General features: G+C 57.2%; 16 protein-coding genes. 6 read left to right on the forward strand and 10 right to left on the reverse strand.

Features of this window, described 5'->3' with window-relative positions:
• The first annotated feature begins 15 nt into the window (after positions 1 to 15).
• On the forward strand, positions 16 to 1449 hold the full coding sequence (locus BRAS3843_RS25035; protein WP_008971885.1) for a dienelactone hydrolase family protein: 1434 nt from the start codon (positions 16 to 18) through the stop codon (positions 1447 to 1449).
• Between the two features lie 4 nt (positions 1450 to 1453).
• Here BRAS3843_RS25035 and BRAS3843_RS25040 read toward each other — a convergent pair whose 3' ends face one another.
• Entirely contained in the window at positions 1454 to 2704 is a 1251-nt protein-coding gene (locus BRAS3843_RS25040) for a glycosyltransferase family 2 protein (protein ID WP_008971886.1), read from the reverse strand.
• A 478-nt stretch (positions 2705 to 3182) separates the two neighbouring features.
• On the opposite strand from BRAS3843_RS25040, the gene BRAS3843_RS25045 reads away from it, so the two are divergent.
• Together BRAS3843_RS25045 and BRAS3843_RS25050 are read left to right on the forward strand one after the other, a co-directional pair.
• The gene (locus BRAS3843_RS25045) at positions 3183 to 4238 is read left to right on the forward strand and encodes a Gfo/Idh/MocA family oxidoreductase (protein WP_008971888.1); all 1056 of its coding nucleotides are present in this window, start codon (positions 3183 to 3185) and stop codon (positions 4236 to 4238) included.
• On the forward strand, positions 4235 to 5215 hold the full coding sequence (locus BRAS3843_RS25050; protein ID WP_008971889.1) for an NAD(P)-dependent oxidoreductase: 981 nt from the start codon (positions 4235 to 4237) through the stop codon (positions 5213 to 5215). The genes BRAS3843_RS25045 and BRAS3843_RS25050 overlap by 4 nt, the downstream gene beginning before the upstream one ends.
• A 22-nt stretch (positions 5216 to 5237) precedes the next feature.
• On the opposite strand, the gene BRAS3843_RS41830 is transcribed toward BRAS3843_RS25050, so the two are convergent.
• From BRAS3843_RS41830 to BRAS3843_RS25075, 5 genes are all read right to left on the reverse strand, one after another.
• The gene (locus tag BRAS3843_RS41830) at positions 5238 to 6491 is read right to left on the reverse strand and encodes a glycosyltransferase family 4 protein (protein ID WP_201768864.1); all 1254 of its coding nucleotides are present in this window, start codon (positions 6489 to 6491) and stop codon (positions 5238 to 5240) included.
• A gap of 75 nt (positions 6492 to 6566) precedes the next feature.
• The gene (locus tag BRAS3843_RS25060) at positions 6567 to 7124 is read right to left on the reverse strand and encodes a serine acetyltransferase (protein ID WP_201768865.1); all 558 of its coding nucleotides are present in this window, start codon (positions 7122 to 7124) and stop codon (positions 6567 to 6569) included.
• 3 nt (positions 7125 to 7127) lie between these two features.
• A complete protein-coding gene (locus tag BRAS3843_RS25065; RefSeq protein ID WP_083841431.1) occupies positions 7128 to 8408 on the reverse strand; it encodes a glycosyltransferase family 61 protein in 1281 nt (426 codons plus the stop codon).
• Positions 8409 to 8424: 16 nt separating this feature from the next.
• Complete coding sequence (locus tag BRAS3843_RS25070) at positions 8425 to 9540, reverse strand: glycosyltransferase family 4 protein (RefSeq protein WP_008971893.1); 1116 nt, start codon at positions 9538 to 9540, stop codon at positions 8425 to 8427.
• Between the two features lie 251 nt (positions 9541 to 9791).
• Complete coding sequence (locus BRAS3843_RS25075) at positions 9792 to 10997, reverse strand: acyltransferase (RefSeq protein ID WP_139024967.1); 1206 nt, start codon at positions 10995 to 10997, stop codon at positions 9792 to 9794.
• A gap of 222 nt (positions 10998 to 11219) precedes the next feature.
• Here BRAS3843_RS25075 and BRAS3843_RS25080 point away from each other — a divergent pair, with 222 nt between their 5' ends.
• The 3 genes from BRAS3843_RS25080 to BRAS3843_RS25090 all read left to right on the forward strand — a co-directional run bounded on the left by BRAS3843_RS25080 (position 11220) and on the right by BRAS3843_RS25090 (position 15092).
• Positions 11220 to 12200 (forward strand): glycosyltransferase, encoded by a 981-nt coding sequence (locus BRAS3843_RS25080; RefSeq protein WP_008971895.1) that lies wholly within the window; start codon positions 11220 to 11222, stop codon positions 12198 to 12200.
• Between the two features lie 125 nt (positions 12201 to 12325).
• On the forward strand, positions 12326 to 13987 hold the full coding sequence (locus BRAS3843_RS25085) for an MBOAT family O-acyltransferase (RefSeq protein ID WP_008971896.1): 1662 nt from the start codon (positions 12326 to 12328) through the stop codon (positions 13985 to 13987).
• Entirely contained in the window at positions 13953 to 15092 is a 1140-nt protein-coding gene (locus BRAS3843_RS25090) for a hypothetical protein (RefSeq protein WP_008971897.1), read from the forward strand. Before BRAS3843_RS25085 ends, BRAS3843_RS25090 begins: the two co-directional genes overlap by 35 nt.
• Before the next feature lie 103 nt (positions 15093 to 15195).
• Here the strand turns inward: BRAS3843_RS25090 and BRAS3843_RS25095 are convergent, their stop codons facing one another.
• The 4 genes from BRAS3843_RS25095 to BRAS3843_RS25110 all read right to left on the reverse strand — a co-directional run bounded on the left by BRAS3843_RS25095 (position 15196) and on the right by BRAS3843_RS25110 (position 20407).
• Positions 15196 to 16068: a DUF6492 family protein gene (locus BRAS3843_RS25095; protein ID WP_008971898.1), complete on the reverse strand. Its 873-nt coding sequence runs from the start codon at positions 16066 to 16068 to the stop codon at positions 15196 to 15198.
• A gap of 317 nt (positions 16069 to 16385) precedes the next feature.
• The gene (locus tag BRAS3843_RS25100; RefSeq protein ID WP_008971899.1) at positions 16386 to 17756 is read right to left on the reverse strand and encodes an oligosaccharide flippase family protein; all 1371 of its coding nucleotides are present in this window, start codon (positions 17754 to 17756) and stop codon (positions 16386 to 16388) included.
• Positions 17757 to 18015: 259 nt separating this feature from the next.
• Positions 18016 to 18975, reverse strand: coding sequence for a UDP-glucuronic acid decarboxylase family protein (locus BRAS3843_RS25105; RefSeq protein ID WP_008971901.1), 960 nt, complete (start codon positions 18973 to 18975; stop codon positions 18016 to 18018).
• Positions 18976 to 19018: 43 nt separating this feature from the next.
• Positions 19019 to 20407, reverse strand: a complete 1389-nt coding sequence (locus BRAS3843_RS25110) for an O-antigen ligase family protein (RefSeq protein ID WP_008971902.1) — start codon at positions 20405 to 20407, stop codon at positions 19019 to 19021.
• Between the last annotated feature and the right edge of the window lie 128 nt (positions 20408 to 20535).

Below are 20535 nucleotides of genomic sequence, written 5' to 3' on the forward strand. Positions count from 1 at the left end.
CGTGACGACGGTCCGATGAGAGCGCTGGAATCGACATTGGTGCTGGCCTTGCTGCTGGGCGCCTCTGTCATGCTTGTCCCCTCATTCGGTGCCTGCCATGCCTTGCTCCCTCTGGCCGTTTTGGTTGCGTTGTTGCTGGCGGCGCATCTCCATCTGGAGGGGGCGCGCTACCAGATGGCTCCGGCCTATGTTGCAGCACTCGGCTTCGTGACCGCGGCCGGCTTGAGATGCGTTGCGCATATTGAAAGTGTCCACGTATCCGGGCTGGCCTACGCGACTGCCTACCTCGCCCTCATGGCCGGCTTGCTGTGTCTTGCCATGCCGATCTTCAGGCTGCCGAAGCCAACCGGCGCGTACAGGATCGGCACTCACGTTCGGCACCTGATCCATGTGAGCAGAAGCGACCCATATTCGGATCGAGCCGGTTGCCGTGAGCTCATGATTCAGATCTGGTACCCCGCGAATCCATCCCGTCGTGGGCGCTATGCGCCTTACCGGGAGCGCGCCATCACGACCTGGCGAAGCGCGCATTTTTCGCACGTGAACACGCATGCGATGTTGGATGCCGAATTGCCGCCGCTACCGCCGCGCTTTCCGGTCATCCTCTTCTTGCCTTCGTGGGCGGGAATCCGGACCGAATGTACCGTCTTGGTCGAGGAGCTCGCCAGCCATGGCTACATCGTCGTGGGGATCGACCATCCCTACAGTTCCAGCCGCGTTGCCTTTCCGGATGGCACGGTGGCGTGCCGTAAATTCAAAGGCGATGAAGACTACTCGTCCGAAGCGGCTCTTGCGGAGTTCGTGAAGACGGCAAACGAGCAGATCGATATCAGAGCAGCTGATGCGCGCTTCGTCTTGGATAGTCTGGAAGATTTGAACCGCGACGATCCGCAACAATTGTTGGCCGGCCGTCTCGATCTGGATCGGATCGCGGTATTCGGCTTTTCTTTGGGCGGAGGCGCCGCAGCCGAAGTCTGCTCATTGGACGAGCGCGTCAAGGCGGGGGCCGATCTTGCGGGGATGATTGGACGGACGACGGCGGAACGGCAAAGGTTCACCCCGTTTCTGTTCATGTTCGAAGGTATGTACGACGAGGAGCCCTTTGTGGCTGAGGCTGACTTGAGCCGCTTCCCACCGGCCAAGCGTCGAGAGATCGCGTTTTCGCTGGAGCAATTTGCGGCCATGAAGCAACTGCTGGAACGGCGGGGCGGCTACTGGATGACAATCCCCGGCGCCGAGCACATGCATTTCTCGGACATGAAGCTTTATTCGCCCTTGCGCCGCGGCAGCGTCGACCCTGTTCAGATCCTTCGGGTCATCCGCAGCAATCTGGTTGCGTTCTTCGACCACAGTCTCGGGCTTCAGAGAGCAACTTCGCCGGCGGACATCGAGGGCGCGTCACCGCTTCTAAGGGTCAAGAAAGTCGATCCAGCAGTACCAGCAGCCTGACGTGTCAGGACATCGGGCCCTTCACGCTCTGCTTCTCGTCGATCTTCAATCCATCCTTCGCCCGATCAGTTCTTGTCCACTGCGAATCCACCTGACCAAAAGCGAATTGGGCGTAAAGCTTCAATTTTCGAGCGACATAGAATGGAATCAACAGCAGCGAGGCAGGGGGAACAAGATCCATGCCGCATTTGAGCCAGGCGATGCCGATGGCGGAGACAAACACCAGCAGATTTCCGGCGCTCACCCAAAGACCAATCGAAGAGCCACCGATGAGCGACGCCAGGAGCGAAAGGCCGAAAGCTGCGAGGACCAGCATCCCGAGCAGAGACACAGGCGGGACGGACAGGTCGAGCGCGACGGCCATAAGGTCGAGGTCTCGCTTGACACAGGCGCGCGCAAGAAGCTTGGGAGCCGCTCTCATGATCGTGTCGAGATGGCCATGCTCCCAGCGCCTGCGCTGAGACTGCGCGCCCTTTGCAGACGTCGGGAATGTACTTCCAATGCGGGCTGTCGGGCAGAACAGCGGAGGATGCCCAGCTAAAGTCAGGTCCAAACCGAGGGTCAAATCCTCCACGATCTGCCCACTTGCAAGCTCTGCTGTCCGTATGACCTCCCAGGGGAATGCCATGCCGCTTCCCATCAGCTGGCAGGGCAGGTCCAGAACGAACAACCCGAGCGGGCGCAGCCAGTTCTTGACCCGCCAGGAGAATTCCGCGACCTGATGGTTGATCGAGGAGTTGACGGGGGCGCTCATCAGGTAAAGCGCCTGGACCGGTCGGTTGCTGCTTCCGCAGGCACTTGCGAGAGCCTCGATTGCGCCCTCGGAGACGCGACAATCGGCATCAACAATGATGACAACCGCTGGAGGCCGCGAACCAAGGTGACGTACGCCCCAGTCGAGCGCGTAGCCCTTTCCCCGCCGTACGAGGTCGGTCCGCTCGATGACCTCAGCACCTGCATCACGCGCCATCGCCGCGGTATCGTCCGAGCAATTATCGGCCACGACCAGCAGTCTGTCGTGTGGGAGGAGCTGGGCGCGAATATCGGCGATTGTCGGACGGATCCCGGAGCTCTCGTTGTGAGCCGGTATGAGGACGGCGAGCGGGGGACGCTGGATGCCGCTCGGTGCGGCGGGGACGGGATGCTTGCGTCGAGAAAGTATTACCGCTGCAATGATCTCAGCGGCGAACACAGCCACCAAGGGCGCGAGGAGAACCGCAACAGCTATCGACAACAAGGAGACGAAAGCCGTCATTCCCCTATATTCCTCTGTTCCCGCGGGCCAAACTCGCGAACTGAGCAGGCGTTCCCATTATCAGAACTGCTCATGGCGCGGTGTCGGAATTCTTGCAGGCAGCACGTCGATCCCCAGCGAATTCGCCCCTAAATAGCCGCGAGCTGGGAACGGCACGCGTAAGATGGACCTGGAGACCAACGTTCCCCATACTTAAAAAGAGCGCGGTATGTTCAGCCACACCGCTCCGTTTTCACCATTTAATCATGTTAACTTTTCCGGCAACTTTGAAGGGCTCGCCAAGACCACCCATTCCGGCTAGAGCGTATCCGAAAAGCTCAAGTGTTGCTAGACACAAGCGCAAGATACCGTGGTAAATGCAATGCGCCAATTGGAAGCTTTGCAATAATCTGCAACATCTCGGTATTAATGGTAGAGCTAAAGTTGATATTAATGCTAGCGCCGGACTCGCCACTGCTGATTGCTGACAGGTTATGAAATGAAAAAGCTTTCGGGCGTGTTGATCGGGTGCGGCGCCATTGCGCGCGAACATCTGACCGCTTTAGCGGAACTTGACAACGTTGAAGTGTCCGGCGTCTGCGACATCTCGTCCGCCCGAGCCGAGGCGATGGCCGAACGTTTTCAGGTGCCCAAATTCTATACGAACCATCGCGATCTTCTGGATGAACTGAAGCCGGACCTCGTCCATATCACCACGCCGCCGGCGTCGCATCTTCCCATCGCCATGGATTGTTTGGAGCGGGGGCTGAACGTCTTCTGTGAAAAACCCATGACGGTGCAGTACGCCGATTTTTGTCTGCTCAAAGATAAGGCGATCGCCAAGGGTACTATGCTGATGGAAAATCAGCAGAACCGTTTCCATTCGTCGGTCCGGCGCATTCTTCAGCTGATCGAAACGGGTGAATTGGGAGACGTCCTTGACGTTCAGATCTGCCTGTCTCTCAACATCACTGGACCGAATAGCGCCTACACGGACATGAACGCCCCGCACTTCGGCATGACGCTGCCGGGCGGCGTGATCGGCGATTTTTTGCCGCACATCGCTTATTTGGCCTACATGTTCACCGGCAAGGCGCTGGCTGTGAATGCGGTCTGGACGAAACATACGAAGTGCACGCCATTGCCGGCCGATGAATTCCGCGGCCTGATCAAAGGTGAGCGCACGACGGCCTTTGTCAGCTTCAGCGGCAATGCCCAGCCGGACGGATTCCTTATCCGAGTGATCGGCACTCGGATGCGGGTCGAAGCAAATCTTTACGAGCCGCCCAAGGTCGTAAGCAAGCGCTTGCGCAAGGGTGAGCCGGCGCTGATGACAGTCGTGGACGGGATTGCGGAAGCCCGCCAGGTGCTGACCGGCAGTATCGGGGGCTTTGTCCGGAAGCTGGCCGGGCAAAGCAGCTATGACGGGATGAAGGACATGCTGGCCGCTACATATCGGTCGATCGAATTGAAGCAGCCCCAGCCCATATCGTTGCAAGAGCTCGATGAAATCGCGCAGCTTGCCGATCAACTCTCAGCTACGGCGAAGCCATGAAAGTACTTGTATCCGGAGCAGGTGGTTTTCTGGGCCAGTCGGTGGTGAACTCTCTGGTCGAGCGCGGGCATCAGGTCCGCGCGATGGTGCGGCCGGCCGCTCGGGCTCCTGACTGGCCCGAGCAGGTCGAAGTGTTTCGCGCCGATCTGCGCGTTCATAAAGATCTCGCGCCGGCATTCGACGGCGTAGATGCAGTGATTCATCTTGCAGCCGCCGTAACCGGCAATGAAGACGCGCAATTTGCCTCGACCGTTGTCGCGACGGAGCGCTTCCTGGAGGCCATGGCGAAGTCGACCGTCAAGCGACTGGTCCATGTGAGCAGCCTCGTCGTGTATGATTGGTCAAGGGCAAAATCCTGCATGGATGAGGAGACGCCGATCGAGTGCGCTCCCTACACTATGGGCGGGTACACGATCGCGAAGATCTGGCAGGAACGGATCGTGGAACGCTTTGCTCAGAGGAATTCCTGGGACATCACGATTGCAAGGCCCGGTTTCATTTGGGGCGATGGTCATGAGGAAATCGCCGCTATGGGGCGCAAGTTCGGGCGGCTGTATCTGATGTTCGGCCCGTTCACCCGATTGCCGCTGAGCCACGTGACGAATTGCGCCGATTGTCTGGTCTCAGCTCTCGAAAGCCCGACCGCATCGGGGCAAACGTTCAATATCGTCGACAGCGATGATGTCCGAGTCTGGCAGTATGTCAGAGAGTATGCACGGCGGACGCGGCAACCGGGATTGCTTGTCCCATTGCCGTATCATGTTGGACTTGGCTTGGCCCAGCTGGCCGCCTTTACCAGCAGAAAACTATTTGGTGAGAAGGGAAAGCTTCCGTCCCTGCTGACGCCGCGCCGCTTCGAGTCTCAGTTCAAGCCACTCCGTTTCAGCAATTCGAAGATCCGGACGAAATTGGGTTGGAGACCCCGCTTTAGCTTCGATGAGTGCCTGGCCGCGTCCTACAAACATCAAGTGACCTGATCCGGCGAACATCCAAGCTCAATCAGCGAGCAGCAGTTGCGAGAGCGCGGGCAAGTATTGCGGCGAATCGCCTCGCTTCCGCGCTGATATCGAATTCCTGTTCGACTTTCCTGCGTCCCGCGGCTGCGAGCCGGGTCCGCAAGCTCGGATCCTCGACCAGTTGGCGAATGGCGGCAGCGGTCGCGTTTGCATCTCCCGGCGAGATGAGCAGGCCGCTCTCGCCGTCCTCTACAAGTTCTGGAATTCCCGCAATTCGTGTCGCGATGACGGGAACGCCCGCCGCCATCGCCTCCATCAGCACCACAGGGACGCCCTCGGCGAAGCTTGTGAGCACGAAAATGTCGGCTTGCTTGAGGAGGTCCCGGACCTGCGCCTGTGATTGATAGCCGAGAAAATGAACGCGCGCCGAGACGCCGAGCCGGCGCGCCTGCTCGATGAGCATGAGCCGGTCGGGGCCGTCGCCGGCGATCTCCAATGTTACGTCGTCAAGCTTCGCTAATGCATCGAGCAGGACAGGTAAGCCTTTTGCGGCGGCGAGGCGTCCGACGAACAGCAACTTTTTGCCTCGCCCGGTGTGTTGACGCAACTCGAACAGATCGGGCTCAACGCCGCAATGGACGATCATCAATTTGTCCCAACAGTCGACCGGCGAAAACAACATGGCCTGACTGCGACAAAAATGGCTGATGCAGTTCACGAACAGCGCGCGTCTGACTTTCTCGTCAATCCACCAGAGCCTGGGCTCGAGGAATTCGGAGGGCCCATGCATTGTAAAGCTGAATGTGAAACCTCCGAGCTCCGCGGCGATTGCCGCGACCGAGCAACTTGAATCGGAGAAGTGGTTATGGAGATGAGAAAGCGAGTGCTTTCGCATCAGCCGCGCCAGCATCGCCGCTTCGGCAAAATAGGCGGCTTGCCGCAACAGCGCGCGAAAGCCGGGTGGGCAGGTCCTGATGGCAAGCCGGAGCGCCGATAGGTAACGCTTGGGCGAAGAAAACAGCTGCGTCAGGTGGGCTCGAAGCAGGCTCGCCGGCGGAAGAAGATAGATCGTCGACCTTCTGATGGCTTCGACCTCGGCGCTGACGTTCTCGGTCGCTGGCGGCTTTCGGATCGAGAACGTCTGCACGTGATATCCGAGAGAGCGCAACATCGCGACCTCCCGTTGGATAAACGTGTCGGTTGCTCGCGGATACTGGCCAGTCAGAAATCCGAGCCGCATTTGGCCTGCTCTTGCCCGAGGACGATCGTCGCCCGTTGCCGCCGCATCGGTGATCACGTCCCGCGCGGTCTTCGCTCGGAGCTCCGTGCCGCCAGCCGGTCTGGCCTTGTATCGCAGCTCTGCCATTGAAATCTACCTTATTACCCGCGCTGGTATTCCCACGGCGGTCGCTCCGGCCGGCACGTCGCGCAGTACGACGCTCATTGCGCCGATCTTGGCGCCGGAGGCGATCCTGATGCCGCCGAGCGCCTGAGCGTAGGCCCCGAAGTCGACATCGTCTTCGATCACCGGTGTTGGACCGCCCTCGACTCGGTTGCCGATCGTGACGCCTTGGCGAAGGGTGCAATTGCGACCGATGACGGCTTGAGAATGAATAAAGATATTCCCGAAGTGATAGATCCGCAGGCCCGGACCAATTCGCGCCTCGACCGGCAAGCTGATGCCGGTCATCGTTTCCACCAGCCGAAAAAGCAGCCAGTACACTTTCAAGAGGAGGCTTCGTGCCAGGCCGTCCTTTCGCAGCAGGATACGTCGACCGAGCCGGTAGACCCAGATCGCCCAGATCGACTGCTCCCGCAGGAAGGGGCGGGGCGGGTAACGCGACAGGTCGGCTGCGAAATCGGGATCCTGCGTCATTCGTCTGCTGCTGCTGTATGACTTTCCGTTGATCGATGCCTGCGGGCTGGACATCGGTCAAATTCCGGCCAGCGTCAAAGTCTGTTCAAGGATCTCGAGATCAACTTCGATATCGGCGCTCGCATCCCATGATTGAGGATAATCCGTGCCCAGGGTCGTGGGATGTCCCTTGCCCAGCATGTAGTAATACTGTAAGCCCAACTGGTTGCTGAGTTTCCAAAAATACGTCGCAACCAGTTCGGGCGAATAGATTTCGATGATCTTCGTTCCGGGCGAGCAGAAGATGACGTTGCTCATCCCTCCGCCATGTGGACCAATGACCACCTCGCAGGACGCCATTACAGCCGCCTGTTCCGGCACCGACATCGTTTCCATGGCAGCGACCTCGAATCCGCGCTTTTTCAGCATCTCAATCACGATGTCTTCATTCAGGACACGACGATAGCCGGCAAGGCCCCGGCTGATGTAGAGTCGACGCCCGGGCGACGGCATGTTGCGCCAATCCTGCAGCAGAAAGTTGCGTCGGAGAAAGTCGACCATCCATGGCCTGAAACAGCCGCCACCTAATGGGACAGATGGAACAATCAACTCACGCGCGCGCAGATAGCGCGTCTTATCTCCGTCGATGATTCTAGATGGTTCGATCCCGAGCGTAGCCAAGGTCTCACGCTGAAAGCGGGCACGTTGGCTGTTGACTAAGAAATAATCGACCCTGCTCAGATCGATTCCAGCTAGCCTCATCAGTTCATAGCGCGGTAGTAGCTGAAACAGCCAGTGGTAATAGAGACTGGCGCCGTCCGTCGCCAGCACGGCTACGCTAGCGTCAATCTCTGCCAACGGTTCGAGGTCCCAATCCGAATTGAGCGCTGCCTCCGTCGTTAATTTCGGATCGTGAAAATAGGTCGAGACGTCTTTCAGAAACTGGCCGTCGGGCGTGATGATGAGACCACGGTTAGTCGCTCGTCCTCTCGGCACTGACGCGACGAAGGTCTCGGGATAGTCGTAAGATTGATCCATCAGGAATTGGCGACGCATCTGACGGTGCACAGTCATCGGCAGAGGCATCGGCACCGTGCAGGCGGGGTCTACCTGACTGATTTTGGCTCCCAATGCGCGGCCCGATCTCGAGACCCAATCCGGCGTCGCCTCACAGACCGAGGATGGCGGATACAAACTATCGTTGTCGATAGCGGCCGAGGGCAGGATTTTCGCCAGCATTCGAGATCGCAACAGCTTGATCTGACGGCGCCATCGTTGGAGCGCTTTCCAGGACGGCCGCAAATGACGTTTCAACCAGTTTTTTGGCTGGTAGATGTCAAACCAGAAAAGGGTCGCCATGAACGATTTCCTTCACTCAGTTGACGCCGGAGTTCGATGACGATCGCGACCGCTCAACAATTTCAGCCAGAAAGTCCCGATACTGCCTGCCTATCGCAGCCCATGAAAATCGTGTAGCTCGCTCAACGCGGGCCTGTTGTTCAACCGGAGGAGCGGCGAGCGCAAGCTCAAGGTTGCGGGTGATATTGGCCGGATCATTCGTGTCGACTAGGTACTCCCGATCGCCAACGATCCACCGCGACCGCGGAGAATCATGCCCAACGACCGGCAGCCCGCAGGCCAAGGCTTCCACGAACACGTTTCCAAAAGACTCATCCATTGAAAGGTGTAGGAAGACATTGGCTGCTCGGTAAAGCGCCGGCATCTGCTGCGGAGTGAGGGTCAGGCGTGTAAAGCGCCCGGGCAATTGGCGGGCAGCGAGCTCGTCAACAGCCTGTCTGAGGGGACCGTCGCCTGCCACGACCAGGTGAGCATTCGGGATGCGGCTGACCGCATCGATGCCGACCTCGACGCGCTTGGAAGGGCTCAAGGCACTGACCATCAGGATGATCGGTCGATTGGCGGGCAGCCCAAACTGCTCACGTTGAGCAGGCCCCGGCATGAAACGACTGCAGTCAACACCGTTTGGGATCACTCGACATCGCCAGCGATCCTTGTTCCGATCGTAGAAATCGGGATTGGTGCAAATGAGGCCTTCGCATCCAAAGAACCGGAATTCAGCGTCGTTGGAGTAGGCCGGCCAGTCCCCGTTCTGCGTTACGAATACGTGGGGCGGGCGGGAACCCGACCAGACGGGGCGTCGCAAGGCCCAGTTGGTGAAAGGGTAGCTGCAGGTAACCGTCACGTCATAGTCGGCCGGCCGGTAGGCGGCCAGCAAGGCAGGCACAAAGCTCAACTCCTCATAAGCAAACTCGTTTCTCAGCATGGGCATCTTTGGAAGTCGCTCAAGCTTCTTGCGCGACGCGCTCGCCGCGCGCAGAAAACGATACTGGACGTCGGCTTTTTCCTGTCCAGAGCCGATTAGCGTGACGGTGTCGCCGCCCTTCGCCAGCTCCGATGCAACGGAAATGAATGCTATTTCGGCCCCGCGGTCGTAGCGGTGCAGGCCTGGCAAAGCGAATAGGATTTTCATGGACGCGAATGTTGAGGTTTGATCATTGAAACGTCGTTCTCGAACCCGATCAGCGCCTGTGATGACAGCGCGGCACTATGCCTCCGTCGTACCTTCTCTGTGCTAGATGAGTTTTCTCTCAGCCGGATCAATATTATCCCGCTGTAGATTATCCGTAGGCTGCCACCGGAGGAATGTCATAGGTTTTTCGATCAAAATCGAAAAGTGAATGTCAAATACGCTAATATTTATCATGAAGTGACACAAAAGCGTTAAGGGGCAGGAGCTGCGCGGCGAGTCATCAGCCGTTCTGAAGCGCTATTGAAGGCCCTTCTAACAGCGGGTTCCCAGTAGGCACTAACCAGCCAACTGAGCACGATAACCATAAGCAGTGCAAGGGCAAGGGATAGCCACTTGTCGATCCCTATCATCGTCAGCGCTCGGATTGCCCGACGTCCGATCTCGTCGTGAACCAAGTACAGCGGGTAGGTGATGAGACCGAGATGGCGGACCACCGTCGCCATGCGCGGCGGGATTGAAAGGTGCGCATGCCCGGTGATTGCAATACAAAGGACGGCGGCCAACCAGGTCGCCACGGGCGCTGCTATGGAGTGGTAGGTCAGCATCTCTCGGGGCAGGAATTCCGCTCCCCGAAGGCAGATCTCGGTGATGCACGCTGCAATTGCGATCAGGGCAGTCAGATACTCCCAGGTCGATAATTGCCGCGTGGTCGATAGCCACAGCCAAATGCCGGTGGCGAAGAAGCAGCCGTGCCGTAAGAGCAGCACGTTCATATGGTCGCTGATGTACCAGTCCTGGAACCCTGCCGCGACCATGTACATTCCGCTCCCCATCGTGAGCAGAAGTGCCAGCCGATTGATGTATTGAAATCGGTTGATGAATAACACGATGAAGATCACCGCATAGAACACGATCTCGACGGCAAGGGTCCAATATACCGGGGAGATCCAGGGGCCTTTCGGCAGCAGGACCAGGGACCTGAGATATGGAAGGATCTCTGCGTTCGGGGCCAGAAGAGCAAACGTGATGGTCGCGCACAGCCACGGCGCCGGGAGCAATCGCAGTGCACGGCCCTTAAGGAATTGGAGCGGGCTCGAGCCGTTGGCCGAATTGGCGATCACGAAGCCGGAAATGACGAAAAAGATCTCGACCCCGACCCAGCCGAACCATGTCAAGGGCCATACCAGTTGGAAATCGGCCACCTGATTGACGTATGCGTAGTGAAAGCCAACGACGGAAAGCGCAGCCAGAAAACGAAGGACGTCGATGGCATAATAGTAGTGGGTCGGCTGTTTCGGTCGATTTGGATGCACGTGCCTCAACTCCTGGGCGGCGCGGGCCTGATTTATCTCGATCATCGAAAATGCAAGGCCGAGCCGATCCCGGGTCGCGCAGGAAATGGTTTTTAACGTTGTCGTGGAGGCTCGCAAGATCGGATGAAAAATCGGCTTCTTCAATATTCGGACAAGCCGTCCGCTTTGCAATAGGGTATATCCTTAATTGTGTCTGATTAAGAGTCCCCAAGCTCGTACTGTCGAGTAACCTTATTTCGTATGGTTGCCTGGACTGGGTTGGTCGCTAGCGTGTTAATTTGGTCGGCGAGGGTTTTGTCCGGAGCTTCGTCCGTGCTATCGAGCAGGAGGATAGCTGACCGCCTGTTCAAGAATTCTGTATGACTTATGAAATTTGATGATGTCGGTGTAGTGGTGATTGGCCGCAATGAGGGCCAGCGGCTGGTCGACTGCCTCGAGTCGGTCAAAGCGGCTGCCGACCATATCGTCTACGTCGATTCTGGATCAACGGATCAAAGCGTCGTCGCCGCGAAGCAGCTTGGCGCCATAGTCGTAGAACTCGATCGCAAGCGCCCATTTACGGCGGCGCGGGCCCGCAATGAAGGGTTCGCCGAGCTTAAGTTCCTGCTCCCCCAACTTCGCTTCGTCCAGTTCGTCGATGGTGACTGCCTTCTTATGCCCGGTTGGATGGAGAGCGCGGTTGACACCATCCGAGCGCGCGAGGATGTCGCGATCGTCTGTGGCCGTCGCCGGGAGCGGCATCCCGAGGTTTCGTTCTACAACAGGTTGTGCGACCTCGAGTGGGACACGCCGATCGGCGAGATAGGCGCTTGCGGTGGAGACTCTCTCATCCGCGTGAAGGCATTTGAAGAGGCAGGTGGTTTCCATCCGGGTGTTATGGCCGGAGAGGAGCCGGAACTTTGTATTCGGCTGCGCGAGCGCGGATGGAAGATCTGGCGGATCGACGCTGAGATGACGCTGCATGATGCGGCCATGACGAGGTTCGGACAATGGTGGCTCCGCTCCGTTAGGAGCGGCTATGGGTTCGCGGAAGTCTCGCGCTTGCACCGGCGTTCGCCGTTTCGCATATGGGCTCGATCGGTGCCGAGCGCGCTGTTCTGGAGCACCGTCTTGCCGCTATTGATTCTGCTCGGAAGCCTTGTTCATCCGATCGTTCTCTGTGCAATCCTGATCTATCCGCTACAGATGTGTCTGATCGCGCTCCGCCGCAAAACGGCTCAGCCGAGCAGATGGGGCTATGCATTCCTCATGGTCGCAGGCAAGTTCGCCCAGACCCGCGGAATCGTCCGTTTCTACTGGCGCTTGCTCCGGGGACAGGCCGCGCAGCTAATCGAATATAAGACTTAGTAGTCTCCGGTCGTCGAAAGTCTGGCAGGAGCTCTATTATGATTCTGCCGGTAAGGAGAACGGATGTGAGCACAACGTCGGCTTACAAGACTGTGCAGATCTCGGTTTTTTGGATCGGGTAGCGAATGCTTTTTAACTCGCCGGAATTCGTCGTATTCTTTCTCCTCGTCTACTGTCTGTATCTGGGGCTGTCCTTCCGCCTGCAGAACTACATGCTCCTCGTCGTGAGCTACATTTTCTACGGATGGTGGGACGCTCGTTTTCTTTTTCTGGTTGCCCTCTCGACGACGATCGATTTCTGGGTTGGATTGATGATCGAGAACGGACGGCTGCAGCTTCGGCAGTGGTTGATGCCGGCAGCGTTCTTCGTCCTCTCGGCGGTCATCTTTCTCGGTCTTGATTGGACCGGCCTTCCCGCACTTGGATCCGGCTATCCGGATCTTGGCAGGCTTTTGAACATCCGCATGCTCGCATTGTCACTCGCGGGAAGCGTCGCTTTCGTGGTGTTGATCTCTGCCGTGTTCTCGACCTTAAGCCGGATGAAGGATGAAGGGCGCAGACGCTTCAGGTGTCTTCTTGTCAGTCTTATTACTCAATTGGGGCTTCTGGCTGTCTTCAAGTATTTCAACTTTTTCGTCGATAGCCTGTCAGCTGCATTGGCTGGGGTCGGAATCGAGAGCAGTCCGCTTCATCTCAACATAGTGTTGCCGGTCGGCATCTCGTTCTACACGTTCCAGTCTCTGAGCTATACGATCGATATCTATAGACGCCAGTTCAAGCCGACGGATCGCTTCTCCGACTTCGCGCTTTTCGTTGCCTACTTTCCGCAACTCCAGGCGGGCCCGATCGAACGTGGTAGGCATATCATCCCGCAGCTTGCCCGGCCGCGGACCCTCACCATCGAGCAGACCTCCCGAGGGCTCTATCTCATCGTCCTGGGCTTCTTCAAGAAAGTTGCCATTGCAGATGGTGTGTCTCCGGTGGTCGACCACATCTTCGGCAGCAGCGGGAGGGTCACGTGGATCGATGTCGTCGCGGCAAGCGCCTTGTTTGCCGTCCAGATCTATTGCGACTTCTCGGGCTACACCGATATCGCGCGCGGCATCTCGAAGATGTTGGGCATCAACATGATCGTCAATTTCAACCAGCCCTATTTCGCGACAAATCCGCAGGACTTTTGGCGCCGCTGGCACATCAGCCTATCGACCTGGTTACGCGACTATCTCTACGTTCCGCTCGGTGGAAACCAGGGCGGTCTCGCCTTTATTTGCCGCAACCTGATGATCACGATGATGCTGGGCGGCTTATGGCATGGCGCGTCGTGGAATTTCGTCCTGTGGGGATTTTATCAGGGCGCAGCTCTTTGCGTTTATCGGATATGGAGCGAATATCGAGGAAAGCCCGCGCCTGTGGTCGGGAGTGAGCTAGGGCTCTCCGCGGGACACATCGTTCGCCGCCTGCTGGCGAGCGCAGGCTTTCTGATCGTCGTCTGTTATGGATGGCTGCTATTCCGAGCGCATTCCTTTGCACAGATAGTCAACTTCACGTCGTTGCTGATATCCGACTTCGGGGATCTGGATTACGGAGGTCGAGCGCCGCGGCTGTCTGCATTGTTCGGTATGGCCCTTCTGCTCGCGATGGAAATCGTGCAGTACTGGAAGGCAGATCCTTGCTTTTATCAGCGGTTTCCAGTGCCGATCCGAGGCTTCCTGATTGCCGCGATGATCGCCATCACCCTTATGGGCATGAGCAATGAACCAGCTCAATTTATCTATTTCCAGTTCTGAGAAGGCAAAGTTCAGAGCGGTCGGAGCGGCAGCCCATACTGCCGTCTGGATCGTGATCGGCCTTGTCCTCATAGACATCGCTATCAATGTCGTGCTGGCCTACCCAAGCGACCCTAAGGTCACCAATCCCTCCCAGCTGCGGCTGTACTTCGAATATGGGCGTTCGACGGAAGGGCAGCTTGCCCGCATGACGCGGCCGGACAGATCGCAGACCGCTCCGATTACGTTGCCAGGGTGGTACGATACGCTTGAGATCACGGAATTTCCGGAGAAATCATCGAACTCGATCGTGACAATCTATGGCATGTCGCATGCCGTGCGGCTGGGGCATGCTCTAGAACGGACGTCGTTGCGTCTGACGCCGCGGATCGTTGGCGCACCGGGAGCTCCGACCAATTGGTCATACGGAGCATTTCTTCGCGACCGTGGCGGCGGCAAGAGCCGTGCAGTCGTTCTCGCGATCATGTCGTACTCGCTTCCGATGATCACGACGCTATCCGCCGCAACATGGTCGTTCGATCTTCCGATGCCCTATACGATGGATCGGTTCTACGTCAGGAATGGCCAGTTGGAGGTCGTGCATCCGCCGTTCACATCGTTCGAAGGATACGTGGCCGCATTCAATGATCCGGCAGAATGGTCCAAGGTTCGCAGCGAATTTGCCCAGCATGACACGATGTACAATTCCTTCATCATGCGCGCGAACATGTTCGATCATTCGTCTCTGTTCCGTCTGATTCGTCGTGCCTACGCGCAGCGTTATATGAGGGCCATCCGCAAAGGTATTCTCGATGGGTCAGGTTTCCGAGCCGAGAGTGAGCAGATCCAGGTAGCGCGAGCTATCATCCGCGACTTCGCGAAAGAGGCGCGCCGGGACGGTATCATTCCGGTCGTCTTCGTCGTCAACAATTTCGGGTATTCCGACAATCTGTACCGGGCGCTCGAGCCGGTTCTCAAAGAAGATAATATTCCCTATGTGAGTTCGCACACCGTCGCTTCTCCGGACGATCCGCGCGGCTATCTGCCGGACAGCCATTTCACGGACGAAGTCGACGATAGGCTCGCCAAAGAGCTCGAAAGGGTCATTCTCGAAGCCGCCCGGTAGCAACGCCGCGGAACGGCGCATTCGCGCTGGGAACAGGTCCCTGTAGCTGCTCGGACAGAATGGATGTTACCGGGACGAGTTGGTTTCGCTGCGCAATCGGCAACTAGTCTCGTGCGAGAGTCCAGTAGCGCTCGAGATGTTTGCGATAGAGTGCTGGATCGACGCCATCCTTGGAATGGATCATCACAGCAACCGTACTCGGATCGAAATCAGAGAAAAACGCCGCCAAAGCTGACTCGCTCCGCAGATCCATGCCCCAGGAGGCTTTGACCAGCGGCACCGACGACGGCGCATGGTTGACTGCTGAATATCCCAAGACTTCCTTCACAAAAATCCCATAAAGCATGTATTCGGAGAACTGCAGTGTCCGAGCGATGGCCACCTTCCAGCTGATGCCGGTGTGGGCTTCGATCCTCTGCTGCATTGCCCTGACGGTGTTTCGATTCCAGCAGATCATGTTGCCGACATGGTTTTGTGAGCCGATACCCTGATTCTCGTTGAGCCCGAACAGGCGACGCGCCGTTGCAGTCCACTCGGGTCTTCCAGGCATGCCCACGTCGAGCAGACCAACCTTTCCATCGACGAGAAGATCCTGATAGCCGAAGTGTCGGAAGAACGCTGTGTCCGAATCGCAAAACACAAGTGTCTCTTCGGGCACCGCTTCGATCGATGCAATCTTGAGAATCTGTTGGATGATCCAACCCCGCACCGGTGGTGCCTTGAGGCTCAGCCAGTAGCCCTTGCGGCCGGGCATCCTCCAGATCCATCGGCCCAACAGTGCCTCCGACTCTATGATGCGTCGTCTCGGTCCCGACAGATGCTTGAACGCGGCATAGTCACGCCGGTCGACGATGAGATAGTGGTGCACGTCCGGCGAAGTCCTGTCGAGTGACTCGACCAGAAGTTCGCAGCGCTCGAGGTCCGGGAGGTACGTCGGCGTAACAATAGCGAAGGAATTCTGTGGATCGCGGGACAAGAGGTTTATCCTATCTTGCTGTTTGCGTGACCCGAGCTGCCGAGATGCACGGGTCCAGAATGTATGCGGATGTTTGCTCTAGCTGGCTTGCTCGACTCGCCCGGCTGCGCCGTGCAGCCGTCTCAACGTGAGGCGCACTGTCCCCACATGACCGCACCGATACTCTGTATCCTCCTTGGCCCTTCAAGCGTCCTGACCCCCGAAGTATTGCTTGGCGCGTAGTAACAGTTACTTGTCACCAGGCTGACAGCCAATAACAAGATGCCGCAACCTGCGGAATCGTGTGATGGCGTAACCGTCGGCCTGCGGCACATCAGCTATTTCAAAAATGTCAAATGGCTCCAGTCGATCGGCAGGGTATCGAACGACGTCCCAAATCCGGACATCCAGCGTAAATATTCCAGAAGCGCGGTGGTGGCGAATACGAGGATCGTGAATAGCAGGTCCTGCATGCCGAATGAAAATCGCTCTCGTCGCTGGCCAATCAGGATTGGAACGTACCTGGCGAGATCAGACAGGCTTATCGCTAGCACTCCTCCAAGAACGCCGAAATATCCTACCATAAGAGGAAGGCTGATAACGAGGATCGCGAGTTTTGTGCCGTTGGAGGCCGCTCCGTAAGACGGTTTGCCCAGACCGAGAACGATCGCTTCGTTCACATAGGCGAGGATCGAAAACCATGATCCCAGAACGAGCAGCGGCAGTATCCAGGTGGCGGACTGGTAGCGTTGATCGTAAAGAAGACGGATGGCAAAATCGGCTGAGGCAACGAACAGCGCAAACCCAAGCGCCGCCACAAGGAGGAACTTCGCCCGAAGCGGAGCGAGCTCCCCGTAGAGCTTGGACCGGGCCGTCTGAGCGTGGGACGCAACGAACGGGAATAGAACGATGTTTCCGAGCCGCATGGTGAGATTGCCGGACAGATCGGAGATTGACCGTGCGATTCCGTAGATTCCAAGTAGCTCCAACGGAATGACTTTTCCGAGATACAGTCGGTCGACATACATCGAGAGAAAAAAGACGATCGAAGATACGAAGATCCATTTTCCAAAGCTGAGGATTTCCTTGGAGTATCTCTTGGAGATGTAGAACCGATGTCTGATCTCCGGAAGTAGCAGATAGCTGCCGATCAACGAGACCACGGAACTGAATATAGTCCCGTAAACCATCGCCCATATCGTCGGGGTAAGATAGGCGAAGAGCAGTATCGCCGCAGAACCGATGAACCCCAGAATCAATTCATATACATTCAGTCGGACCACCTGCATGCGCTTCTGCAGCAGGAATTTGCTCAGGGAACTCAGTCCGGAAAGGACAAGACTAAATGAAGTTATCGGTATGATGACGGCGAGAACCGGAATCTGATAGAACCGGGCGATCGGTAATGCAGCCGCTATGAACACGAACCAGAGAGCGATACTGCGCAGTAGCTGTAAGCTCCATGCAGTATTGTAGAATTCCGATTCATCTGCGTGTTCGTTGTAGACGATATTCTGGTTGATGCCGACATCGGAGATCAGTTCGATGCCCATTCTGAATGTATAGACAATCAGCATAGTCCCGAAAATGTCAGGCGCGAGCAGCCGAGCGAGGACGATGTTGGTTGCTGTTCGCAGCCCTGTGCTCAGGCCATAGATGCCGATCGTCCAGACGGTTCCACTGAAGAGAGTGCGCGTTGAGATGGTCATTCGTGAGTTCAAGGCTTGCTCATGGCGAAGCTGTCCTTGGGTCTAGGCGACAGCGGGACCTTTGCGCCGAACTGGCCAGTTCTCGGCGGCTATTTCCCGGCCAGGCCATGCAGGCTAGGTAAGCCGAAGAAGATCACTCCCACTGTCTCATACAGAAAGAGCACAACGACGCATGCCAAGAAGAGTCTCATTCGAGCTTCACAAGATGCTGAGCGTCGTTGCGTCCGTTATTGTCGGTGAATGCGCCGGTCCAACGCAATCACGCGGATAAATTGGTTCTGAAGTAGGCTGTGGTCGGCTTGAGACCCTCCTCCAGCGGAATCTTTGGATTCCAGCCTAGTTGCTTCTGAGCCAGCGTAATGTCGGGCTTTCGTTGCTTTGGGTCGTCCTGCGGCAGCGGTCGGTTAACGAGGGGCGATGAAGACGACGTTTCTGCGATGATCAGTTGGGCCAATTCCTTCATCGTGAATTCCGTCGGATTACCGAGATTGACCGGGCCGGTGAAACCGTCGGGGCTTTCCATCAGGCTGATAAGGCCTCCGATCAAATCATCCACGTAACAGAACGATCGGGTCTGGCTACCATCGCCATATAGCGTAATGCCCTCACCCTTGAGTGCCTGGATGATGAAGTTGGACACGACTCGGCCATCGGCCGGATGCATGCGTGGACCATAGGTATTGAAGATTCGCGCGACCTTGATCTCAAGTCCGTGTTGCCGATGGTAGTCGAAGAACAATGTCTCGGCGCAACGCTTGCCCTCGTCATAGCAGGATCGAGGACCAATAGGGTTGACATTCCCCCAGTAGGATTCCTGCTGTGGATGGATTGAGGGATCACCGTAAACTTCGCTCGTGGAAGCCTGCAGAATGCGGCATCCAAGCCGCTTTGCAAGACCGAGCATATTGATGGCGCCGTGCACCGATGTCTTGGTCGTTTGCACCGGATCGTGCTGGTAGTGGATCGGCGAAGCTGGGCACGCCAGATTGTAGATCTCGTCGACTTCGACATAGAGCGGGAAGGTCACGTCATGACGCAGAAATTCGAAGCGTGGGTTGCCGTGGTGATGCTCCAGGTTGCGCTTGGTGCCGGTGAACAAGTTATCTACACATAGAACATCATGCCCCTGCTCCAGGAGGCGGTCGATCAGATGGGATCCCAGGAAACCGGCCCCTCCCGTGACGAGAACACGTTTGCGGCTGTCGTAGAGGCGCGGCATTATCTATCTCCTAGTTAAAGCGTGAAAATACGGATGAGGGCCGTCAGGGCTCATTGACGAGTTGGTTATCATAGAGACTGCGCGTTGGTTCGGTCCGATCCGACCCACGAGACCCTTCCGAAAGATAATGGATCGTCGACGCTGATCGGGACCAGTAACCGAGTTCCGTTGCGAGCCCGGCTATTAAGCCAACATCTATCGCGAACATATACTGGGTCTCTTCGAGCACGAAGATCCATTCGAAGAAATTGTGAACGTATATAGTTAACAGTGCGACCCCGAGGCCGATCAGCAGGTCACCGCGTCGATCGCCGGGATGAGCTGAACCGCATAGCATGGCTACGAGAAAAGGACGTAGCAGTAGTATCAGGAATGCAATCAGCCCCGCATATCCGGTCTCCGCGGCGACGAGAAAATAGACATTATGGACATGAGCCCCTTCGCTCGTTGTTGACCAGGCCACTCCCGCGCGCTGGTTATAACCACCCAGGTTGGCAGCGATCACGTAATGATTGGCTCCCTGACCCAGAGGATTGTCCGATAGCATCAGTTGTGCGGACTTTTCGAAAGCGGCGCGTTCGTCATAATCAATTGCGATCGACTCGGCCTGATTTTCAAACCGCTTGTCCAAGGAAAGCAGGGCGACTGGGACAATCACGATGAGGGCGGCCAGCCCACTGAAGAGAAACTTGCGCTTCCGCGGCGTCCAGCCACGCAGACTGGACAGAAGGAACGTAAGTGCATAGCCGACCAGAGAAAGCGCAAGCGTTGCCCGGGATCCGGTTAGTACGCTGAGAGCCAGGCCGGCTGGTACGGCACCTGTTAACAGACGGCTCAATGGTCCGGAGAGCAGCAGCGCAAAGACCGGAATATCCACGAAGTGGACGATCATGCCGAGCAGGTTTTGCTGGTACATGGTGCCCGGCGCTTGCACTATACCCAGCGCCAGCCGCTGCCACGTCGCAATAATCGCCTCAAAGATCAGGCCTGCAGCCATGCCCTTCAGGATAGCAATGGGCACACGTTGGTCAGCACAGCCCTCGGCGACCACGACGCATACAAAAAATATCCGGCATAGTTGCCAAGAATAGAAGAGCGCGGCGGTGGGCTCGGCGGATGAGACGCATGAAAGCACGGTGACAAGAATGTAAAAACCAAAGGCGAGGCGGAACGGAAAGGGGTGCCCACTTCTGGGCGTACTCAGGTAGAGCGCTATGGCAAGCGCGTCCACAACAGAAAACTCGGCTCCCTTCACATGGCCTGGCCAACTGAGCCACGAAATGAAAGCCATATTGAGATGGAGAAAGCTCAGTGCGAAGGGCAGGAATCCAAGAACGCTCCAGAAAACAGGAGATTTCTCCGGATTCTGGCGCAGCCAATTCGCGAGCGGCGCTATTGCTGCCAAGAGAATGGCCAGACCGATCCACTTCATCGATCACGCCCTCACATCGGGGCCGAGAATAATCCTGTCGGCCGGCACGGGTTGAAAAACTGGCGCGGCGTCGCCTTTCACGCCGCTACACCGAATGGTCCAAGGAGCCGCAAATGCGGATGAACGCC

This window comes from Bradyrhizobium sp. STM 3843, from assembly GCF_000239815.1.
In the GTDB taxonomy this organism is placed as follows: domain Bacteria; phylum Pseudomonadota; class Alphaproteobacteria; order Rhizobiales; family Xanthobacteraceae; genus Bradyrhizobium.

Coding starts and splice junctions, on each gene's coding strand:
- BRAS3843_RS25090 (WP_008971897.1), top strand. CDS start 13,953: ATGAACCAGCTCAATTTATCTATTTCCAGTTCTGAGAAGGCAAAGTTC.
- BRAS3843_RS25060 (WP_201768865.1), bottom strand. CDS start 7,124: ATGTCCAGCCCGCAGGCATCGATCAACGGAAAGTCATACAGCAGCAGC.
- BRAS3843_RS25040 (WP_008971886.1), bottom strand. CDS start 2,704: ATGACGGCTTTCGTCTCCTTGTTGTCGATAGCTGTTGCGGTTCTCCTC.
- BRAS3843_RS25050 (WP_008971889.1), top strand. CDS start 4,235: ATGAAAGTACTTGTATCCGGAGCAGGTGGTTTTCTGGGCCAGTCGGTG.
- BRAS3843_RS25045 (WP_008971888.1), top strand. CDS start 3,183: ATGAAAAAGCTTTCGGGCGTGTTGATCGGGTGCGGCGCCATTGCGCGC.
- BRAS3843_RS25100 (WP_008971899.1), bottom strand. CDS start 17,756: ATGACCATCTCAACGCGCACTCTCTTCAGTGGAACCGTCTGGACGATC.
- BRAS3843_RS25080 (WP_008971895.1), top strand. CDS start 11,220: ATGAAATTTGATGATGTCGGTGTAGTGGTGATTGGCCGCAATGAGGGC.
- BRAS3843_RS25110 (WP_008971902.1), bottom strand. CDS start 20,407: ATGAAGTGGATCGGTCTGGCCATTCTCTTGGCAGCAATAGCGCCGCTC.
- BRAS3843_RS25065 (WP_083841431.1), bottom strand. CDS start 8,408: ATGGCGACCCTTTTCTGGTTTGACATCTACCAGCCAAAAAACTGGTTG.
- BRAS3843_RS25035 (WP_008971885.1), top strand. CDS start 16: ATGAGAGCGCTGGAATCGACATTGGTGCTGGCCTTGCTGCTGGGCGCC.
- BRAS3843_RS25105 (WP_008971901.1), bottom strand. CDS start 18,975: ATGCCGCGCCTCTACGACAGCCGCAAACGTGTTCTCGTCACGGGAGGG.
- BRAS3843_RS25070 (WP_008971893.1), bottom strand. CDS start 9,540: ATGAAAATCCTATTCGCTTTGCCAGGCCTGCACCGCTACGACCGCGGG.
- BRAS3843_RS25085 (WP_008971896.1), top strand. CDS start 12,326: ATGCTTTTTAACTCGCCGGAATTCGTCGTATTCTTTCTCCTCGTCTAC.